Consider the following 17,165-nt stretch of genomic DNA (forward strand, 5'->3'; position numbering starts at 1 on the left):
AGTCTCCTCAGTCAGCTTCCACGCCAAAAGTCCTCCCACCAGGGTACTCCCTTATAGGCTGGGAGGGTTGGCACACCACCGTCGAAAAGGTCACACATGTTCGAACCCCGTCCCGGCATGCGGGTCGTCCTCCGGTTCCGTGAGGGCTCCGGCGCCACCGATGCGCTCGGCCAGGTCAGCGCCGTCGACGAGGCTGCGGTGACGGTGGAGACGAAGCGCGGGTCGGTGCGGGTGCCGCGCGCGGACATCATCCTCGCCCATGAGGTGCCGCCGGCCCCGCAGCGCACGGGACGGCTGCACGAGGTGGTCTCGGCGGCCGATGTGCGCCGGATCGCTGCCCATGCGTGGCTGCCGCCGGAGGTGACGTGGCTCAACCGGGACAATCTGCACCGCGATGCTGCGCAGGCCACCGGCGATGATGCGGCCGGGCCCGAGGCGTTCGTCCAGTCCGGCTGGCTGCTGCGGGCGGCCGGCGGGGCCGGGAAGGAGGCGGCGAACTCCGCCCTCCCCCTTGATCCGCCCGGTGTCGAGACCGCTGAGGCGCTGGAGATGGTGACGCAGTGGTACCGCCAGCACGGACTGCCTGCTGCTGTGCAGATCTATTCGGATGCCGACTCCGCCGAGCTCGCCGCGGCCTGCCGGGAGGCCGCCGGGCTGTTCCGCGATGCCGGCTTCGCGCCTTCCGAGCCGCAGCTGGCGCTCACCGCCGCCACCGCCGAGGCGGCCGCTGGGCTGGCCGATCCCGCCGCCGCAGCCCCGGCCGGGCTGTCGATCGTGCGCTCCGATGCCCCGCACGGGCTGCACTATGCGGCCTGGGGGCATCCGGAGGGCAGCGAGAGCCATCCGGCCTTTGCAGCGCTCATGACCTCTGCCGAGCAGATGTTCATCCTCTCGGCGATCACCGGTCCCCTGCCCGGGACCGCCGGCTCTGCTCAGCCCGGCGGGCAGCCGCCCTCAGCTCAGTCCAGCGGGCAGCCGCCCTCAGCTCAGTCCAGCGGGCAGCCGCAGACCAGCCAACCGCAGCTCATCGGCACGATCCGCGTCGCACTCACCCACCGCTGGGCGGTGCTCTCCCATCTCATCGTCCATCCCAGCGGCCGCCGTCGCGGGGTCGGACGCGCACTCGTGCAGGCGGCGGCTGCGGCAGCCGGCCAGCAGGGCATCCGCTCGCTGCTGGCCGATGTGCCGGCTTCCCATGACGCAGCCGTTTCCCTCATGCGCGGCCTCGGCGCCCGGGAGCATCACCGGCACTGGTTCGCCCTCCAGGCAGAGTGAGCGCCAGCCTCAGGCCGCCTCAGCGCGGCGGCGAGTGCGTGCCGTCGTCGCCGAGCGGATCGGACTTCTCGCTCATCGGCACATCGATGTCGAGGTGACCGCCGCGGGCCGGCTTGGGGCGCGTGAGGTTCATGATGACGGCCAGCGCTGCCGCCGGTACGATGCCGGAGGTCAGCAGCACGGCGATGGTGTCCGGGAACAGCGCCACCGAATCGGGTACGGCGGCGAAGCCCTGCCCGACGCCGATCGACACGGCGATGACGAGCATGTCGTGGCGGTCGAGCGCGGTTTCGGCCAGCAGTTTGATGCCCGCGCCGATGAGCATGCCGAACATCACGACCGCTGCTCCGCCGATCACCGCTGAGGGCATGACGGCGATGACGGCGGCGAACTTCGGCAGCAGCCCGAGCAGGATGAGGAATCCGGCACCGATCGACACGACATGCCGGCTCATGACGCCGGTGAAGGCGACGAGCCCGACGTTCTGACCGAAGGAGGTGTTCGGCAGCGCGGAGAACAGGGAGGCGAAGGCGGTGGCCACACCATCGGCCATGACGCCGCCGGAGAGCTCGCGGTCGGTGACCTCACGGCCCGCACCGCTCTTTGTGATGGCCGACAGGTCGCCGATCGTCTCGACGGAGGTGGCGATCGCCATCGCACCCATGCCGATGAGGGCGGCTGCGGGGAAGTCCAGACCGAACTTCAGCGGCGCGGGGAAGGCGAACCAAGCCGCCTCGGCGACATCGCTGAAGTCGACGCGGCCGGCCGGGATCGCCGCGAGGTAGCCGACGATGAGGGCGAAGAGGACGGAGGCGGCCCCGATGATGCCGCGGCCGAAGCGGTAGAACAGCAGCATGACGACGAGCACCAGGGTGGCCAGGCCGAGGTCGGTCCAGGAGCCGAAGGTCGGCGAGCCGTTGCCGCCGGCGTAGAGCGCCATGCCGGTCGGCAGCAGTCCGATGCCGATGACGAGGACGACGATGCCGCTGACGAGCGGCGGGAAGAGGGTCTTGAGCCAGCGCAGGCTCACGCCGAGGACCACCTGGACGAGACCGGCGAAGATCGCACCGCCGAACACGGCGGCGATCCCATAGCTCTGCGCCAGCGGGATGGCGACGACGAGGAAACCGAAGCTCGTGCCCTGCACGATCGGCAGCCGCGAGCCGATGGGGCCGATGCCGATCGTCTGCAGGAGCGTCGTGAGTCCGGCGACGAGCAGGGCGACCTGGACGAGGAAGGCGGTCTCACCGGTCGTCGCACCGATCGCCGTGGCGAGGATGACGGGAATGGTGACATTGCTCGCCATCATGACGAGGACATGCTGGATGCCCAGCAGCACGGCCTCACCCAGCGGCGGCATCTCGTTGATCTCGTAGCGCGGCGTGATCTCTGGCTCAGCAGCGGACATCGCTCTCCTCTCCTCGGGCCCGGCAGCCGGCGGCGCCGCCAGCCAGCGAAGTGTGTCGAATTTCACATGATGCTAGATGCATACATCGCAGGGTAGACACAGCACTTTCTGCCGAATGGGCATCCTCGCACTTGGCGCAATCTGACGTGTTGTGCCACACATTGTGCTCAGTACAGTGATATGGACTCAGGGACTGCGGTGACGGCGCCGCGCGCCGGTGCGCAGTCGATGACAGCCCATCCGGCAGCACCCGCCGGGCGGGAACGACACTCTGTTGGGAGCAGCCTTATGCCACAGCCGATCGAAGTCCGGAAAGTCCCCCTGCACAGCGTCTCCGACGCCTCGGAGATGACGAAGCTCATCGACGCCGGTGTCCTCGACGCCTCCCGCGTCATCGCGATCATCGGCAAGACCGAGGGCAACGGCGGGGTCAACGACTACACCCGCATCATCGCTGACCGCGCCTTCCGTGAGGCGCTCATCGAGAAGGGCGCCCCGCCCGAGCAGGTCAAGGAGATCCCGATCGTCTGGTCCGGCGGCACCGACGGCGTCATCAGCCCGCATGCCACGATCTTCGCCACCACCGACGCGACCGACACCCCGAGCCACGGCGCTGCCGCCGTGGTCGATGACAAGCGGCTGTCAGTCGGCTTCGCGATGAGCGAGCCGATCCTGCCCGAGGAGATCGGCCGCACCGGCATGATCGACAAGGTCGCCGACGCCGTCACCACGGCAATGGAGCGCGCCGGCATCACCGACACATCCGATGTCCACTATGTGCAGACGAAGACCCCGCTGTTGACGATCGACACGATCCGCGATGCCCGCTCCCGCGGCCACGATGTCTTCACCGAGGACACGCTGACGTCGATGGACGTGTCCAACGGCACCACGGCTCTCGGCATCGCCCAGGCGCTCGGCGAGGCCACCGACATCACCAATGACGATGTCATGCGCGACCGCACGAAGTACTCCGCCGTCGCCTCCTGCTCCTCCGGTGTCGAGCTCGACCGCGCCCAGGTGGTCGTCGTCGGCAACGCACCCGGCGTCGGCGGCCGGTTCCGCATCGGCCACGGGGTCATGGAGCATGCTCTCGACGCCGACGGGATCTGGGATGCGATCTCCGACGCCGGCCTCGATCTGCCGGAGCGCCCGCACCGCGACGACCTCGGCGGTCGCCTCGTCAATGTGTTTCTCAAGTGCGAGGCCAGCCAGGACGGCACGGTGCTCGGCCGCCGCAACGCGATGCTCGATGACTCCGATGTCCACTGGCACCGCCAGATCAAGGCCGCCGTCGGCGGCGTCACCTCTGCGGTGACCGGTGATCCGGCCGTGTTCGTCTCCGTGTCGGCCGCCCATCAGGGTCCCGATGGCGGCGGCCCGGTCGCTGCGATCATCGACCTGGGTGAGGAGCCCAGCGGCTACAGCTTCTCAGACTGACACCCCGCAGCACACAGCAGTGCCCGGCACCGGAATTCCGGTGCCGGGCACTGCTGTGTGCGGGCTGTTCAGCCTTCGCGGCTAACGTCGCTCAGTCGGCTAATCGCACTTCACCCGGTTGACCGGGCGGTAGACGGTGGTGAAGTCGTCCTTCTTCACAACCTTGCCGGTCTCGTGATCCTTGATGGTGCGATAGATCGTGATCGACCAGCCCTCCCGCGGTGACTGCGGGGTGCAGTTGGAGCCGGATTCGGTGATCGTGCTCGGCGAGGTGAAGGCGAAGCGGTCCGAGGCACCGGCTTCGACGTCGACGGTCTTGACACCGAAGATCCGGGCATGGACCTCCCCGCCCTGCAGATACATGTCGAGCACCATCGGCTTGTCGGTGCTGTTGGTGAATTTCAGGTCGATCGATGTCCAGTCCAGGGTCGTCTCCCGGCCCTCCGGGTAGCGGGAGATGTACCGGGAGTGCGCGCGATGCTCATCAAGGTCGAGGCCGGCGAAGAAGGCCGCGTTGAACAGCGTCGTCGACACCTGGGAGACACCGCCGCCGAAGTCGGTCTTCATCTGACCTTCGGAGATGACACCGGCCGGCTTGTAGCCGTTGGCTGCGGTGCGCTTGCCCAGCGTCTCGTTGAGGCTGAACTGCTCTCCGGGCAGCAGCACGGTGCCCGAGACCTTCTTCGAGGCCACCCTCAGGTTGGTGTCGCGGTTGGGCTCGGAGTTGTACGGGGTGGAGAACTCCGAGATCACCGTGTCGACATCGGCCTTCTCGGCATCCTCGGTGGTGAACTCGGGATCGGTCTCCGTCAGCGTCACCTCAGCGGTGCGGTCATCGGAGGTCAGGGCCGGCAGCACGGCATCCGCGAACTCCTTCTCGTCGACGGAGATGCCCTTCTCACTGGGCACGACCTTCGGCTTTCCGTTGACGATCTCATAGCTCGCGTTCTTTGTGTCCTGGCCGATGTCGGGGCTCTCAGCCAGGGCCAGGCGCTTGAGCCGCCCGGCGTCGAAGACCGGCGTGAGCTCACTGTCCTTCGGCTCGAAGGTGAGGGTCTGGGCGACGGTAGCGGGGGTCACGATGATCTCTCTGCCGTTCACGTCGGCGTGGTCGCCGGGATCGGCCGTGACGGTGACATCGCCGCTGACGGCCGGTTCGGCGATCTCGCTGAGCGCAGCCTCCGCCTCGGCGGTGGTGATATCGGCTTCCTTCGTCTCAGCCGGGACGTCCACCGGCGGATCCTCGCGCAGCCACGAGGAATCGATCGCCTCCCGGATCGCCTCAGCGCTCACGATGGTGCCCTCGGTGCTCTCGGTCACCTCCGGCTTGCCGTCGTCGTTGTAGCCGAGCGTCGCATCGACCGGTTCTGTTGACATCTCCTTGCTGACCTCGGAGAGGACCTCGGCCTTCGCGTCGTCGACGGTGATGACCGGTTCGATGTCGTTGTCGGCGAAGAGCCGCTCATAGATGCGGACGGGGTGGAGAGTGAATCCGGCGCCGAGGTCGACGGTGGCCTGGGTGTCGACGCTGATGCCGGCATCGGCTGGGGAGATCTTCGCGGAGTTCTCCTCCGTCCTGATCTCGATGTCCTCCTCGGCTCGCGGGACGAGCTGCTCATCGAGAGTCTGTTTCGCCTCCGCCTTCGACATGCCGCCGACATCGATGCCGGCGACCTGCGCGTTCCGCGGCATGCCGGTGGACGCGAAATAGGCCGTCGCCAGATAGGCAGCAGCAAGCACAGCCACGGCAGTGAGGATGACGATGATCGTCCTGCGGTGGCGACGCGGAGAGGAAGTGGCAGAGGGCATGAGGTCACATCACGGAGGTCGGCGGGCAGCGGCCCGAGGTCGGCGGAAATCCTTGTCCAACTATATCTGTGCCGGGCCCCGCCGCGGCACAGCCACAGCCGGAGTCGGCCGGCTCAGCTGCCTGTGGAGGCTTTGAGCGGCGGCAGTGTGAATGCGAACACCGCAGCGATCCCCATCGGTGCCACAAGCCACACGATCGAGCGCAGATATGCGGCGACGATGAGGTCAGCGCCGGGCAGCAGACTCTGCTGGGTGAAGATGAACGACACCATGCAGATGACGGCGGCGCACATGACCATGAGCGATGTCGACCGATACAGCCCGGCGATGTGCCCCAGCCCGGCTGCTGTGAGTCCCAGCGCCAGACCCAGACCCCAGGGGGCGATGATCTCCTGCCCGCCGAGGACCCAGGCAGTGGCGTTGAGGTGCTGGAAGGAGCCGAGCACCCCGATGAGCAGTCCGACGAGCACTGCGTGGATGATCGCTGCCACCCCGGTCTTGCGCCGGGCCGACTCCTCCCCGCTGTCCGTCGCGGCGTCGTCTGCCGCGCCCGAGGCGGCTGCTGCGCTGCCGGCTGCTGCCCCGGCTCCTGCCGTGGCTCCGGCTCCTGCCGTGGTGCCGGCTGCCACGCCCGAGGCGGTCGCCGCCTGACCCGCCACAGTGCCGCCTGCCTGCGGCTGCCCGTGGGCCGCCGCGTCGACGGGGATGACGACAGCGTCGAGGACGTTGTCGACCGGCGCATAGGGTGCGGCGTCTGGGCCGGGATGGGTTGCATCGGTGTAGCACTCGACATCGAGGATCTTCTGCCCGATGCCGTTGGACAGGGCGAAGAACTGTCCGGCCACCGTCACCTGGGTGCGGTGGGCGGCCATCGCGAGGCTCTTGGCGCCGATGACATCATCGACGTCCTGGGCGACGGCGATCGGGGCCTGCGCAGCGATCGTCGGGATCGACTCGGCCGGGGCGAAGCCGGTGAGCTCGAAGCCGGGTGCCTGCGGATCGAAGGCGTCAGCGGCCACCTCGGCGGGGGTGTCGCAGAACAGCAGGGTGGCCACCGCATCGGCGGTGCCCTCCAGCTGCTGGCAGGCGGCGACGGTCGCCTCGTGCATGCGCACATGGTCGGGATGCCCGTAGCCGCCGCCGCTCGAATAGGTGATGACGAGCTGCGGGCGGACCCGACGGATAATGTTGACCAGGTAGGCTGCCGCCTCGCTCACGGGTGCCGCACACAGCGCGGTCTCCGGCATATCCGCAGGCGCCACGGCGTGGCCATCGGGGCCCCACACCATGCCGGAGTCCTCGAAGCGGCGGGCCGGCAGGCGGTCGTCTGCTCCCCCATCGGGCCCATCGCCGAGGAAGGCGTGGTCGCTGACCCCGAGGATCTCGAGTGCCCGGGCGAGCTCCTGCTCACGGTGGGCTGCCAGCGCAGGGCGGTTGCCCTCCAGCTGCTCCCGCAGCTCGCCGATGACCTCGCCGCCTTCGCCGCGGGTTCCGGTCACGAGCGCGACATGGGCGCCGGATGCGGCCAGGGCGGCCATCGTCCCGCCGGTCATGATCGACTCGTCATCCGGGTGCGCGTGGACGAAGAGGACGCGTGCCTGGTCTGCGGGAAGGGTCTGGGTGGCAGTCATCGATGTGATCAGTGCTTCTTGGATGCGATCAGTGCTTCTTGCGGCTGGAGATCTTGTGGCGCTCCTTCTGGTCGAGGACGACCTTGCGGATGCGCACATGGGTGGGGGTCACTTCGACGCACTCGTCGTCATTGGCGAATTCGAGGCTCTCCTCCAGCGTCAGGGTGCGCGGCGGAGTGAGGTTCTCGAAGGTGTCAGCCGAAGCTGAGCGCATATTCGTCAGCTTCTTCTCCTTCGTGACGTTGACATCCATGTCCTCATTGCGGGAGTTCTCGCCGACGACCTGCCCCTCATAGACCTCCGAGGTCGGCTCGACGAAGAAGCTGCCGCGGTCCTGCAGATTGAGCATCGCATACGGCGTCACCGATCCGGCGCGGTCGGCCACCAGCGAGCCGGTGGTGCGGAAGGTGATATCGCCCGCCCACGGCATATAGCCGGCGGACAGGGAGTTGGCGATGCCGGTGCCCCGGGTCTCGGTGAGGAAGCGGGTGCGGAAGCCGATGAGACCGCGGGCGGGAACCCGGAACTCCATCCGGACCCAGCCGGTGCCATGGTTGCTGATCGACTCCATCTGTCCCTTGCGGGAGGCCATGAGCTGGGTGATCGCGCCGAGGTGCTCTTCGGGGGCGTCGATCGTCATCTGCTCGACGGGCTCGTGGAGCACGCCGTCGATCTCCTGGGTGACGACCTGCGGTTTGCCGACGGTGAGCTCGAAGCCCTCACGGCGCATCTGCTCGACGAGCACGGCCAGGGCCAGCTCGCCTCGCCCCTGGACTTCCCAGGCGTCAGGGCGGTCGGTGGGCAGCACGCGCAGGGAGACATTGCCGACGAGTTCGGAGTCGAGGCGATCCTTGACCATCCGGGCGGTGACCTTGGTGCCCTTCTCACGGCCGGCCAGCGGCGAGGTGTTGATGCCGATGGTCATGGAGATCGCCGGTTCGTCGATCTCGATGGCCGGCATCGGCCGCGGATCCTCCAGGTCGGTGATCGTGTCGCCGATCATGATGTCCGGGATGCCGGCGATCGCGACGATGTCACCGGCGGAGGCCTCTTCGGCCGGAACCCGGTCGAGGCCCTTGGTCTCGAGCAGTTCGGTGATCTTCGCCTGGCCGATGTCGCTGCCGCGGGCCCAGGCGACCTGCTGGCCCTTCCGCAGGGTGCCGCCGTAGATGCGCAGCAGTGCCAGTCGGCCGAGGAACGGTGAGGCGTCGAGGTTGGTGACGTGTGCCTGAAGGACACCGTCATCGTTGTAGGCCGGGGCCGGGATGTGTTCGAGGATCGTCGCGAAGAGCGGTTCGAGGTCGTCGTTGTCAGGCACATCGCCGTCAGCCGGGCGGCGCAGGGAGGCGCGGGCGACCTTGGCGGCGGCGTAGACGACGGGCACATCGAGCACGGCGTCGACGTCGAGCTCGGGCTGCTCTTCGGCGAGGTCGCTCGCCAGTCCGAGCAGCAGGTCCTGGGCTTCGTCGACGACTTCGGCGATCCGGGCGTCGGCACGGTCGGTCTTGTTGATGACGATGATGACCGGCAGATTCGCGGCCAGCGCCTTGCGCAGCACGAACCGGGTCTGCGGCAGCGGGCCCTCTGAGGCGTCGACGAGCAGGACGACGCCGTCGACCATGGACAGGCCGCGCTCGACCTCACCGCCGAAATCAGCGTGGCCGGGGGTGTCGATGACGTTGATGATGAGTGGGCCGTCGGTGGCCGAGGGACCGTCGTAGCGCACGGCGGTGTTCTTCGCCAGGATGGTGATGCCCTTCTCGCGTTCGAGATCACCGGAGTCCATGACGCGGTCCTGCACGTCGCCGTGGTCGCCGAACGCTCCGGTCTGTTTGAGCATCGCATCGACCAGAGTCGTCTTTCCATGGTCGACGTGGGCGACGATCGCGATGTTGCGGCGATCGAGGCGGCGAGCGGTGTGTGCTGTCATCAATGTCCTCAAGGATTGTGTGCGGCCCGCACCCCGGTGGGAGCACAGGCGGGCGAGGTCTCCGCGCACCTCTCACGGGCTCTGACCCAACACACCATTATAGGGGCCAGCAGGCAGTGCCCTGCACTCGACGATGCTCAGTGCACGCCTTCGGGTGAGACGATTCCCGAGTTGAATGCCTCGACGACGAGTTCGAGCCGGGAGCGGACCTCGAATTTCCGCATGACCGAGGTGACGTGCACTTTGACGGTACCCTCGCGGATGTCGAGGTTGCGCGCGATCTCATGGTTCGACAGCCCCTGGCACAGCAGGTGGAGCACACTCTCTTCGCGGTCTGTCAGGCCGAGTTCGGCGATCTCATCGCCGGAGTCCTGGGAGTCCTCCGCAGGGTTGGCGATGGTGGCGCCGAAGCCCGCAGCATCCGGCGAGATGACCGCAGTGCCGCTGAGCACCGCGTCGATCGCCGAACGGATCTGCACAACGTCGGCAGTCTTGATGAGGTATCCGTTGGCGCCGGCGGCCAGCGCCTGGATGAGGTTGTCCTCGCTGTCGAAGGAGGTGAGCAGGATGATCGGCACCCGCACACCTGCTGCCCGCAGTCGGCGGGTCGATTCGATGCCGCCGATCTCCGCCATGGAGATGTCGCACAGGATGACGTCGATCTTCTGCACGGCGTCGCTGCCGAGCGGTTCGATCGCGTCGAGCATCTCAGCACCGTCGGAGAATGTGGAATCGACGCTGATGGCGGCGTCGTTGCCGAGAAGTTCAGCGATGGCGTCTCGAGTGAAGGCATCGTCATCAGCGATGATGACCCTGATGCGGTCGTAGGGTTCAACGATTGTCACTCGGTACCTCCGTGTGGGGCGCGGGCTGCCCGGCTGGTGCTGCGGGGAGTTCGACGCAGAGCTGCCACTGCGATTCCGTGGCCTCGGCGCCTTCGACGACCGGCGGTGTCAGCCGGCCAGTAGTCAGAATACCCCCTGCAGCCTCGATATCGCGGGCTAGATTTGCCAAGCCCAGACCTGAGCTGTCGGCAGGATTGGGATTGCCCTCCGGAGATTCGGTGTTGCTCAGCACGACTTTGACATGCGTTTCGGACCGCGTGAAAACCGCATGCACGGGCTCATCGGGTGAGGCGTATTTGATGGTGTTGAGGATGCTCTCATCCAGCAGCCTGCCGAGCAGCCGAACGTATTGCTCCAGGGCCTCGGCCGCCTGCGGTTCGACGGCGCTCTCGACAGCGAAGCCATAGATTCGCAGCCGGTCGGAATAGGACTTCAGCAGCTGGCGAACCGTCATCGGGCCGTGTGCGACAACAGGGTCGCCGGCGCGTGTGGCCACCGAAGGCTTCTTGGCCGAGCGGGAAACGTCCGACCCCGGTTCTGCCGCTCCGTCGCTCCGGATCAGGTCGTCGACGTCCCTGAGCCGCCGAAGGAGCAGGCGCACTTCGCTGCTGGCAGCATGGGTTTCGGCGACGATGAGATCGAGATTCTCCGCCGCCTTGTCCCCGCCACCCGCGCGCGCCTGCTGGGCGAGCAGGGATACCCGTGTCAGCACTCCCCCGACCGAGTCGTGGAGGTCACGTGAGAGTTGAGCACTCAGTTCGTCCAGCGCCTTTCGATTCTGCTCAACAGCTGCTTCCTCTCGTCCAAGGAGGAATCGGATGAATCCCCCAGCTCCGAGAGCCAGAACAAGAATGATGGCCCAGAACACCAGCGAGGACACAAGGATCGAGGTGTCATACCCGCGGAGACCCGGGGCCATAACAGACACAAGGAACACGATACTGAGCGCAAACGCGGCCTTGACGAAGCCACGAGCGACGAAAAAAGCAACCACGACGGGCAGGAGCAGGCTTGCAACTCCCAGGAACGTGGTATTCGTGACGAATAGGTATGCACCTGCGCCGGCAACGGCGCCGACCATGATCCAAGGTGAGAACGGGATCGTCAGAAGCCCGATTCCGAGCAGAGCAAGAGGAACGAATGGGAATTCGGCGAGCTCGACCTGAGTCGAATCCATGACCCCCAGACCCACGAGCAAAAGCGCCAGGAGCACGGGGATGCCGAACTGCCCGAGCTGGGTTTGCGAACTCAAGCGACGAATCAAGGGCATGTTCTCCCACACGTCGGCCATTCGTTGATGGTACTACATCGATACGGCGACCTTCGGACGCTCTGACGGCCGTGTACCGGCTATGCAGCTAGCAGGTACACGGCGCAGACTGCGTTGTAGCGCTATCCCTTCACATTCGAGCAGAGCTGCGCGACTTTCCAGACCCAGCAGATGTTGGGGTAGTCAGGCGCGGGCTTCGCCTGCACGGCTGCAGCCGGGGAAACACTACCGAGACTCAACAACGCGGCAACGGCCAGCGTCAGGCCAAGTGATTTCTTCATGACCCCCATCATGCCTGTTCCTGTGACGTGAGCCAATACCACTTTCGTCGTAGGACGTAGACCGAACATCTTGACCGCGAGCTGAGTGCCGCCGCCGGATTCTGAGCAAAGCTGCAACACGACCTCACCTCCCGCTGAACCCGAAAGGTATGCCGACCTGTGCATAGATACGCCTTTCAGCTTAGCTGCCGGCGCCAAGGTCCAATAGTGCGGCACCTGCAGTGTTGCAAAAGTCGGAGGCACCAAATTGGTCATCTCAGAGGAGAGAACAGTGAAACGACACTTGGTCCACGCTGTGCTGATTGGAGCACTTGCCTTCACCGGCGTGGGAACTGCACTGCCCGCGGCTGCCGGACCGGCACCGCTCAAGACGGCCGACACCGCCATCCAGGAGAGCCCGGAGGCGCAGAAGGTCAATCCGGTCTTCAGCGACAAGGAGCTGAAGATCATGGCCGAGACCTCAGGCCGCACTGTCAGCGAACAGCGCGAGTACGTCGAGGCCCAGGCTGAACAGAACAACGAACTGTACGAGCTCTCGCAGAAGGGCAACGACTTCGACGGCGCGTTCTTCAATGAGGACAATGACCTCGTCGTCCAGGCGGCTGCCGGTTCGGCAGAGGCCAAGGCCGCCGAGGCGAAGGGCCTGGAGGTCCGCGACCCGCAGAACGGCGAGAGCAAGCTCAACGAGATCGTCGATGCGCTCAACTCGGTGGATGGCGACCGGTCGGCCATCGCCTCGATCGCACCGGAGATCATCGACGACCGTGTCGTCATCACCGTCTCCGATTCCGATGCGAAGTCAGCTGTGCTCGACAAGGCCGCCGAGTACGGTGACGCCGTCACCGTCGTCGAAGGCGAGCGCAATATCCTGCACACCACCGCCCGCGGCGGCGACAAGGTCTCCGTGCCCGGCAGCTACTGCTCGGCCGGATTCCCGGCCTCGACCACCGGCGGCACCAACGTCATGATCTGGGCCGGTCACTGCGTCGAAGGTCAGCAGAACTTCTCCGTCGGCGGCAGCGCCTTCGGAACCTTCGCAGCCACCGCCTTCAAGTCCTACGACGGCAAGCCCGACCGTGACATTGGAGCGATCTACGTCAACTCCGGCAACTCGGTGAGCACCAGCGTCAACACCTACGGCTCGAACTTCGGCATCACCAACGCCGATCGCGGTGTCTGGCAGGCTCCGGTCGGCACCGATATGTGCCGCACCGGCGCCACCTCGGGTGTCACCTGCGGCAAGGTCACCGGCTACAACGCCTCGGTCAACTACTCCGACAGCCAGGGTCGCGCGGTCGCCCAGGTCTCCGGCCTCGGAACCTCCTCGGTGTGCACCGCTCCCGGTGACTCCGGTGGCACCTACACCGCCGGCGGCTACGCAGTCGGCATGACCTCCGGCGGCCCGTCGAACCAGCGGTGCGGCTTCAACGGCGGATACATGGGAGGCCCCTCCTACTTCCAGCCGGTGCAGGATGCGCTGAACTACTACGGTCTGCGCTACGGCCACAGCTGATCGATCTCCCTGGCCCCCGCAGGGCTGAACCGGAGGCAGCTACTCACAAAGGTACGGGTGTGGTGACCCGGGGCGCTGGGACGAATCGCATAATTCGTCCCAGCGCTTCNGCAGAAAAACTTCAGCCATCCGGTGCCGCTCACCTACGACGATCGGAGGGTGAGGTGGCCATACGTCGTAGCGAAGTCTGAACGCAGGCTGTCCGGCGCTTGTAGGCGGGGCTGGCGAACCTGAACGCCATCTGACCGCACGGTCACCAGAGCCTGAGGACATCCCGGGCCCACCACCTCGGGCCCGGCGGTCTATGCCATTCGTCCATGCACGTGAGACCAAGGCGCAATGTTCAGCATCCCGAGATTTCGGAAGAGTGAGAGCACCAACCTGTCCGACTCTCTCAAGGAGAAAACTCGTGAAACGCACGATCGTCCATGCAGCTCTCGTCGGCTCGCTGGCCTTTGCAGGTATGGGAGCTGCAGCACTGCCAGCTCTCGCGGCACCGAGTGGTGACGCGGCCAACACCGCAATCCAGAAGTCCCCAGAGGTCAAGAAGGTCGAGGCCAAGTTCAGCGAGAAAGAGCTGAAGATCATGGCTGAGTCCTCCGGCCGCACCGTTGCGGCTCAGAAGGACCATCTGGAAGCGCAGTTCACGCAGAACAACGACTACTACGACCTGGTTCAGGCCGGCAACACGTACGACGGCGCGTTCTTCAATGATGAGAACAAGCTCGTGCTGCAGGCGCCGGCCGGTTCGGCTGAGGCGAAGGCTGCTGAGGCCGCCGGCTTCGAGGTGCGGGATGCTGCGCACGGCGAGAACAAGCTCAATGAGATCGCAGACGAGCTCTCGAAGCTCGCTGCCGATGACAGCGATGTCGTCTCGGTTGCCCCGCGTGTTGCTGAGGATGCCGTCGTTGTGACCGTCACCGATCCGAACGCCGACACCGCTGTGCTCGACAAGGCTGCCGAGTTCGGTGCGGCTGTCGACGTGCAGAAGGGCGAGCGCCAGGAGCTGCACACCACTGCCCTCGGCGGCGACAAGGTCACGATGGCCAGCGGCGGCTACTGCTCGGCCGGCTTCCCCGCCACCGACAGCTCGGGCCAGCACGTCATGGTGTGGGCCGGCCACTGCGTCGAAGACCAGGAGAGCTTCACCGTCGACGGCGTTGACTTCGGCACCCACGGCGAGACTGCCTTCAAGTCCTACGACGGCCAGCCGGACCGCGACATCGGATATGTGGTGCTGAATGAGGGCAACGAAGTCAGCACCGACGTCAACACCTACGGTTCGGACGCTGGCATCACCGGCTCGGCTGAGGGTGCCTGGCAGGCTCCGATCGGCACCGAGCTGTGCCGCACCGGCGCCACCTCGGGTGTCACCTGTGGTGAGGTCACCGGCTACAACGCCTCGGTGAACTACTCGGACGGTCAGGGTCAGGACGTCGCCCAGGTCACCGGCCTCGGTGAGTCGACCGTGTGCACGGCTGCTGGTGACTCCGGTGGCGCCTACACCGCCGGCAACCAGGCTGTGGGCATGACCTCCGGCGGACCTGCCGGGCAGGACTGCGGCTTCAACGGCGGCTACGTCGACGGATCCTCGTACTTCCAGCCGGTGCCCGACGCACTGGACTACTACAACCTGGAGTACGGCCACAAGTGATGAGCTGATCCACTCAGCTGACGGTTCCCCGGCCCCTCACGGGGTGAATCACAAAGGTGGGGCCGTCGGGCCCGCGGCGCCGGGGCGAGGCAGATGCTTCGCCCCGGCGCTGTGTGTGCCGAGCGGTCCGGTGGTCTCAGGCATGCTTCTCCCCCTGTCTGAGGCCCCGGGGCCTCGTATTTGCGACTGTGTGAGGGCGTGGTCCTGCAGAGGCGCAGGCACTGCAGCGGACAGATGCCACACAGCAGCGGAGGGAGACCAGTCAGCTGGTCTCCCTCCGCTTCGCTGTGCGAACAGCTGTCAGATGGTGCTCAGTCCTCGCGGGTAGCGGCGATCATCGCATCGCGGGCTTCGCGACGACGACGCTGCTCAGTGGGATCCGGCACCGGCACCGCAGCGAGCAGACGCTGGGTGTACGGGTGGACCGGTTCGGCGACGATGTCGCTGGAGGTTCCGACCTCCACGAGGTAGCCGTGGCGCATCACGGCCACGCGGCGTGCGAGCATCTCCACAACAGCGAGGTCGTGGGAGATGAACAGGCAGGCAAAGCCCTGTTCGCGCTGCAGCTGCTGGAACAGCTCCAGCACCTTCGCCTGCACCGACACATCGAGTGCCGAGGTCGGCTCATCGGCGATGAGCAGCTTGGGCTGCAGTGCCAGCGCGCGGGCGATGCCGATGCGCTGACGCTGGCCGCCCGAGAGCTCGTGCGGGTAGCGGTTGCGCATCGACTTGGGCAGCTCGACGGAATCGAGCAGCGCCTCGACCCGCTTGTTGAGCTCAGCACCCTTGAGCTTCTCGTGCAGGTAGATCGGCTCGCCGATCGACTCACCCACCGGCAGGCGGGGGTTGAGCGAGGAGCCCGGGTCCTGGAACACGATGCCGACATCCCGGCGCAGCGGCCGCAGCTCCCGGTTGCTCATGTTCGTGATGTCCGTGCCGTTGATCTCCAGCGAACCTTCGACCACCGGCAGCAGACCGAGCGCCGCACGCCCGATCGTCGTCTTGCCCGAGCCCGATTCGCCCACCAGACCGACGACCTCGCCAGGGGCGATCGAGAGGTTGATGTTGTGGGCGGCGCGGAAGGCCGGAGTGCGGCCGATCTTCGGGTATTCGATCGCAGCATCGGTGAGCTTGAGCGCAGGAGTCTGCGACTCATCGAGCTCCGTGTCCGGGTGCTCGATCGTGTCGGTGGATTCCAGCGAGATGTCCGCCGGCACCCACGACCGGTCGCGGATGGACTCGCTCTGCGCTTCTTCGATGTCGTCGATCGAGTCGCCGAAGACGTGATCTTCTTCCTCACCCAGATGCGGCACCGCGGCAAGCAGCTGCTTGGTGTAGGGGTGCTGCGGGTTGTAGAAGATCTCATCAGCGGTGCCGGTTTCGACGACTCGGCCGTTCTTCATCACCAGGATCCGGTCGGCCATATCGGCGACCACGCCCATGTCGTGGGTGATGAGGATGATGCCGGAGTCGATCCGCTCACGCAGGTCGCGCATGAGCTTGAGGATCTCCGCCTGCACGGTGACGTCGAGCGCGGTGGTCGGCTCATCGGCGATGAGCAGTCTCGGATCGCAGGCCAGTGCCTGGGCGATCATGATGCGCTGGCGCTGACCGCCCGAGAGCTGGTGGGGGAACGAGTCGAAGCGTCGTTCCGGCTCTGGGATGTCGACCAGGCGCATGAGCTCGAGCGCCCGTTCTTTCGCGGCCGAGGGCCCCATATCGAAGTGCGTGCGCAGGGTCTCGACGATCTGGAAGCCGCAGGTGTAGACCGGGTTGAGCGCGGTCATCGGCTCCTGGAAGATCACCGAGATCTCCTTGCCGCGGATGCGCTGCATCTGCGGCAGCGGCATGTCGACGAGTTCGCGGCCGTCGAGTTTGGCGCTGCCGGTGGCCAGGCCGTTCTTGGGCAGCAGTCCGATGAGCGACATCGAGGACTGTGATTTGCCCGAGCCCGATTCGCCGACGATCGCCAGCACTTCTCCGGGGTAGAGCTCGTAGCTCAGCCCCTCTGCAGCGGTGAACCACTCACCGCTGACCCAGAAGTTCACTCCCAGGTTCTGCACCGACAGGATCGGGGCAGCGTTGTCCTTCTTCTCAGTCATGTCAGCC

At 66.3% G+C, this 17,165-nt stretch carries 12 protein-coding genes; 4 read left to right on the forward strand and 8 right to left on the reverse strand.

Annotated features, from left to right (window positions below; genetic code table 11):
- Positions 1 to 96: 96 nt before the first annotated feature.
- Positions 97 to 1,275 (forward strand): GNAT family N-acetyltransferase, encoded by a 1,179-nt coding sequence (locus ACFFN1_RS12665; RefSeq protein ID WP_376841143.1) that lies wholly within the window; start codon positions 97 to 99, stop codon positions 1,273 to 1,275.
- Between the two features lie 19 nt (positions 1,276 to 1,294).
- On the opposite strand, the gene ACFFN1_RS12670 is transcribed toward ACFFN1_RS12665, so the two are convergent.
- Positions 1,295 to 2,683 (reverse strand): uracil-xanthine permease family protein, encoded by a 1,389-nt coding sequence (locus ACFFN1_RS12670; protein ID WP_376841144.1) that lies wholly within the window; start codon positions 2,681 to 2,683, stop codon positions 1,295 to 1,297.
- 288 nt (positions 2,684 to 2,971) lie between these two features.
- On the opposite strand from ACFFN1_RS12670, the gene bar reads away from it, so the two are divergent.
- Positions 2,972 to 4,123 (forward strand): barbiturase, encoded by a 1,152-nt coding sequence (gene bar, locus ACFFN1_RS12675; protein ID WP_376841146.1) that lies wholly within the window; start codon positions 2,972 to 2,974, stop codon positions 4,121 to 4,123.
- Positions 4,124 to 4,222: 99 nt separating this feature from the next.
- On the opposite strand, the gene ACFFN1_RS12680 is transcribed toward bar, so the two are convergent.
- The 6 genes from ACFFN1_RS12680 to ACFFN1_RS12705 all read right to left on the reverse strand — a co-directional run bounded on the left by ACFFN1_RS12680 (position 4,223) and on the right by ACFFN1_RS12705 (position 12,009).
- Entirely contained in the window at positions 4,223 to 5,932 is a 1,710-nt protein-coding gene (locus ACFFN1_RS12680) for a VanW family protein (RefSeq protein ID WP_376841147.1), read from the reverse strand.
- Between the two features lie 113 nt (positions 5,933 to 6,045).
- Complete coding sequence (locus tag ACFFN1_RS12685) at positions 6,046 to 7,563, reverse strand: PIG-L family deacetylase (RefSeq protein ID WP_376841148.1); 1,518 nt, start codon at positions 7,561 to 7,563, stop codon at positions 6,046 to 6,048.
- Between the two features lie 28 nt (positions 7,564 to 7,591).
- Positions 7,592 to 9,493: a translational GTPase TypA gene (gene typA / locus ACFFN1_RS12690; protein WP_376841149.1), complete on the reverse strand. Its 1,902-nt coding sequence runs from the start codon at positions 9,491 to 9,493 to the stop codon at positions 7,592 to 7,594.
- A 137-nt stretch (positions 9,494 to 9,630) separates the two neighbouring features.
- Complete coding sequence (locus ACFFN1_RS12695) at positions 9,631 to 10,338, reverse strand: response regulator (RefSeq protein WP_376841150.1); 708 nt, start codon at positions 10,336 to 10,338, stop codon at positions 9,631 to 9,633.
- On the reverse strand, positions 10,325 to 11,629 hold the full coding sequence (locus ACFFN1_RS12700) for a histidine kinase (RefSeq protein WP_376841151.1): 1,305 nt from the start codon (positions 11,627 to 11,629) through the stop codon (positions 10,325 to 10,327). The genes ACFFN1_RS12695 and ACFFN1_RS12700 overlap by 14 nt, the downstream gene beginning before the upstream one ends.
- A 101-nt stretch (positions 11,630 to 11,730) precedes the next feature.
- Entirely contained in the window at positions 11,731 to 12,009 is a 279-nt protein-coding gene (locus tag ACFFN1_RS12705) for a hypothetical protein (RefSeq protein WP_376841152.1), read from the reverse strand.
- A 151-nt stretch (positions 12,010 to 12,160) separates the two neighbouring features.
- Here ACFFN1_RS12705 and ACFFN1_RS12710 point away from each other — a divergent pair, with 151 nt between their 5' ends.
- Positions 12,161 to 13,402, forward strand: a complete 1,242-nt coding sequence (locus tag ACFFN1_RS12710; protein ID WP_376841153.1) for a S1 family peptidase — start codon at positions 12,161 to 12,163, stop codon at positions 13,400 to 13,402.
- A gap of 409 nt (positions 13,403 to 13,811) precedes the next feature.
- Positions 13,812 to 15,056 (forward strand): S1 family peptidase, encoded by a 1,245-nt coding sequence (locus tag ACFFN1_RS12715; protein WP_376841154.1) that lies wholly within the window; start codon positions 13,812 to 13,814, stop codon positions 15,054 to 15,056.
- Positions 15,057 to 15,367: 311 nt separating this feature from the next.
- On the opposite strand, the gene ACFFN1_RS12720 is transcribed toward ACFFN1_RS12715, so the two are convergent.
- A complete protein-coding gene (locus ACFFN1_RS12720) occupies positions 15,368 to 17,158 on the reverse strand; it encodes an ABC transporter ATP-binding protein (protein ID WP_376841155.1) in 1,791 nt (596 codons plus the stop codon).
- Between the last annotated feature and the right edge of the window lie 7 nt (positions 17,159 to 17,165).

The organism is Brevibacterium otitidis (genome assembly GCF_042429315.1).
Classification (GTDB): Bacteria; Actinomycetota; Actinomycetes; order Actinomycetales; family Brevibacteriaceae; genus Brevibacterium; species Brevibacterium otitidis.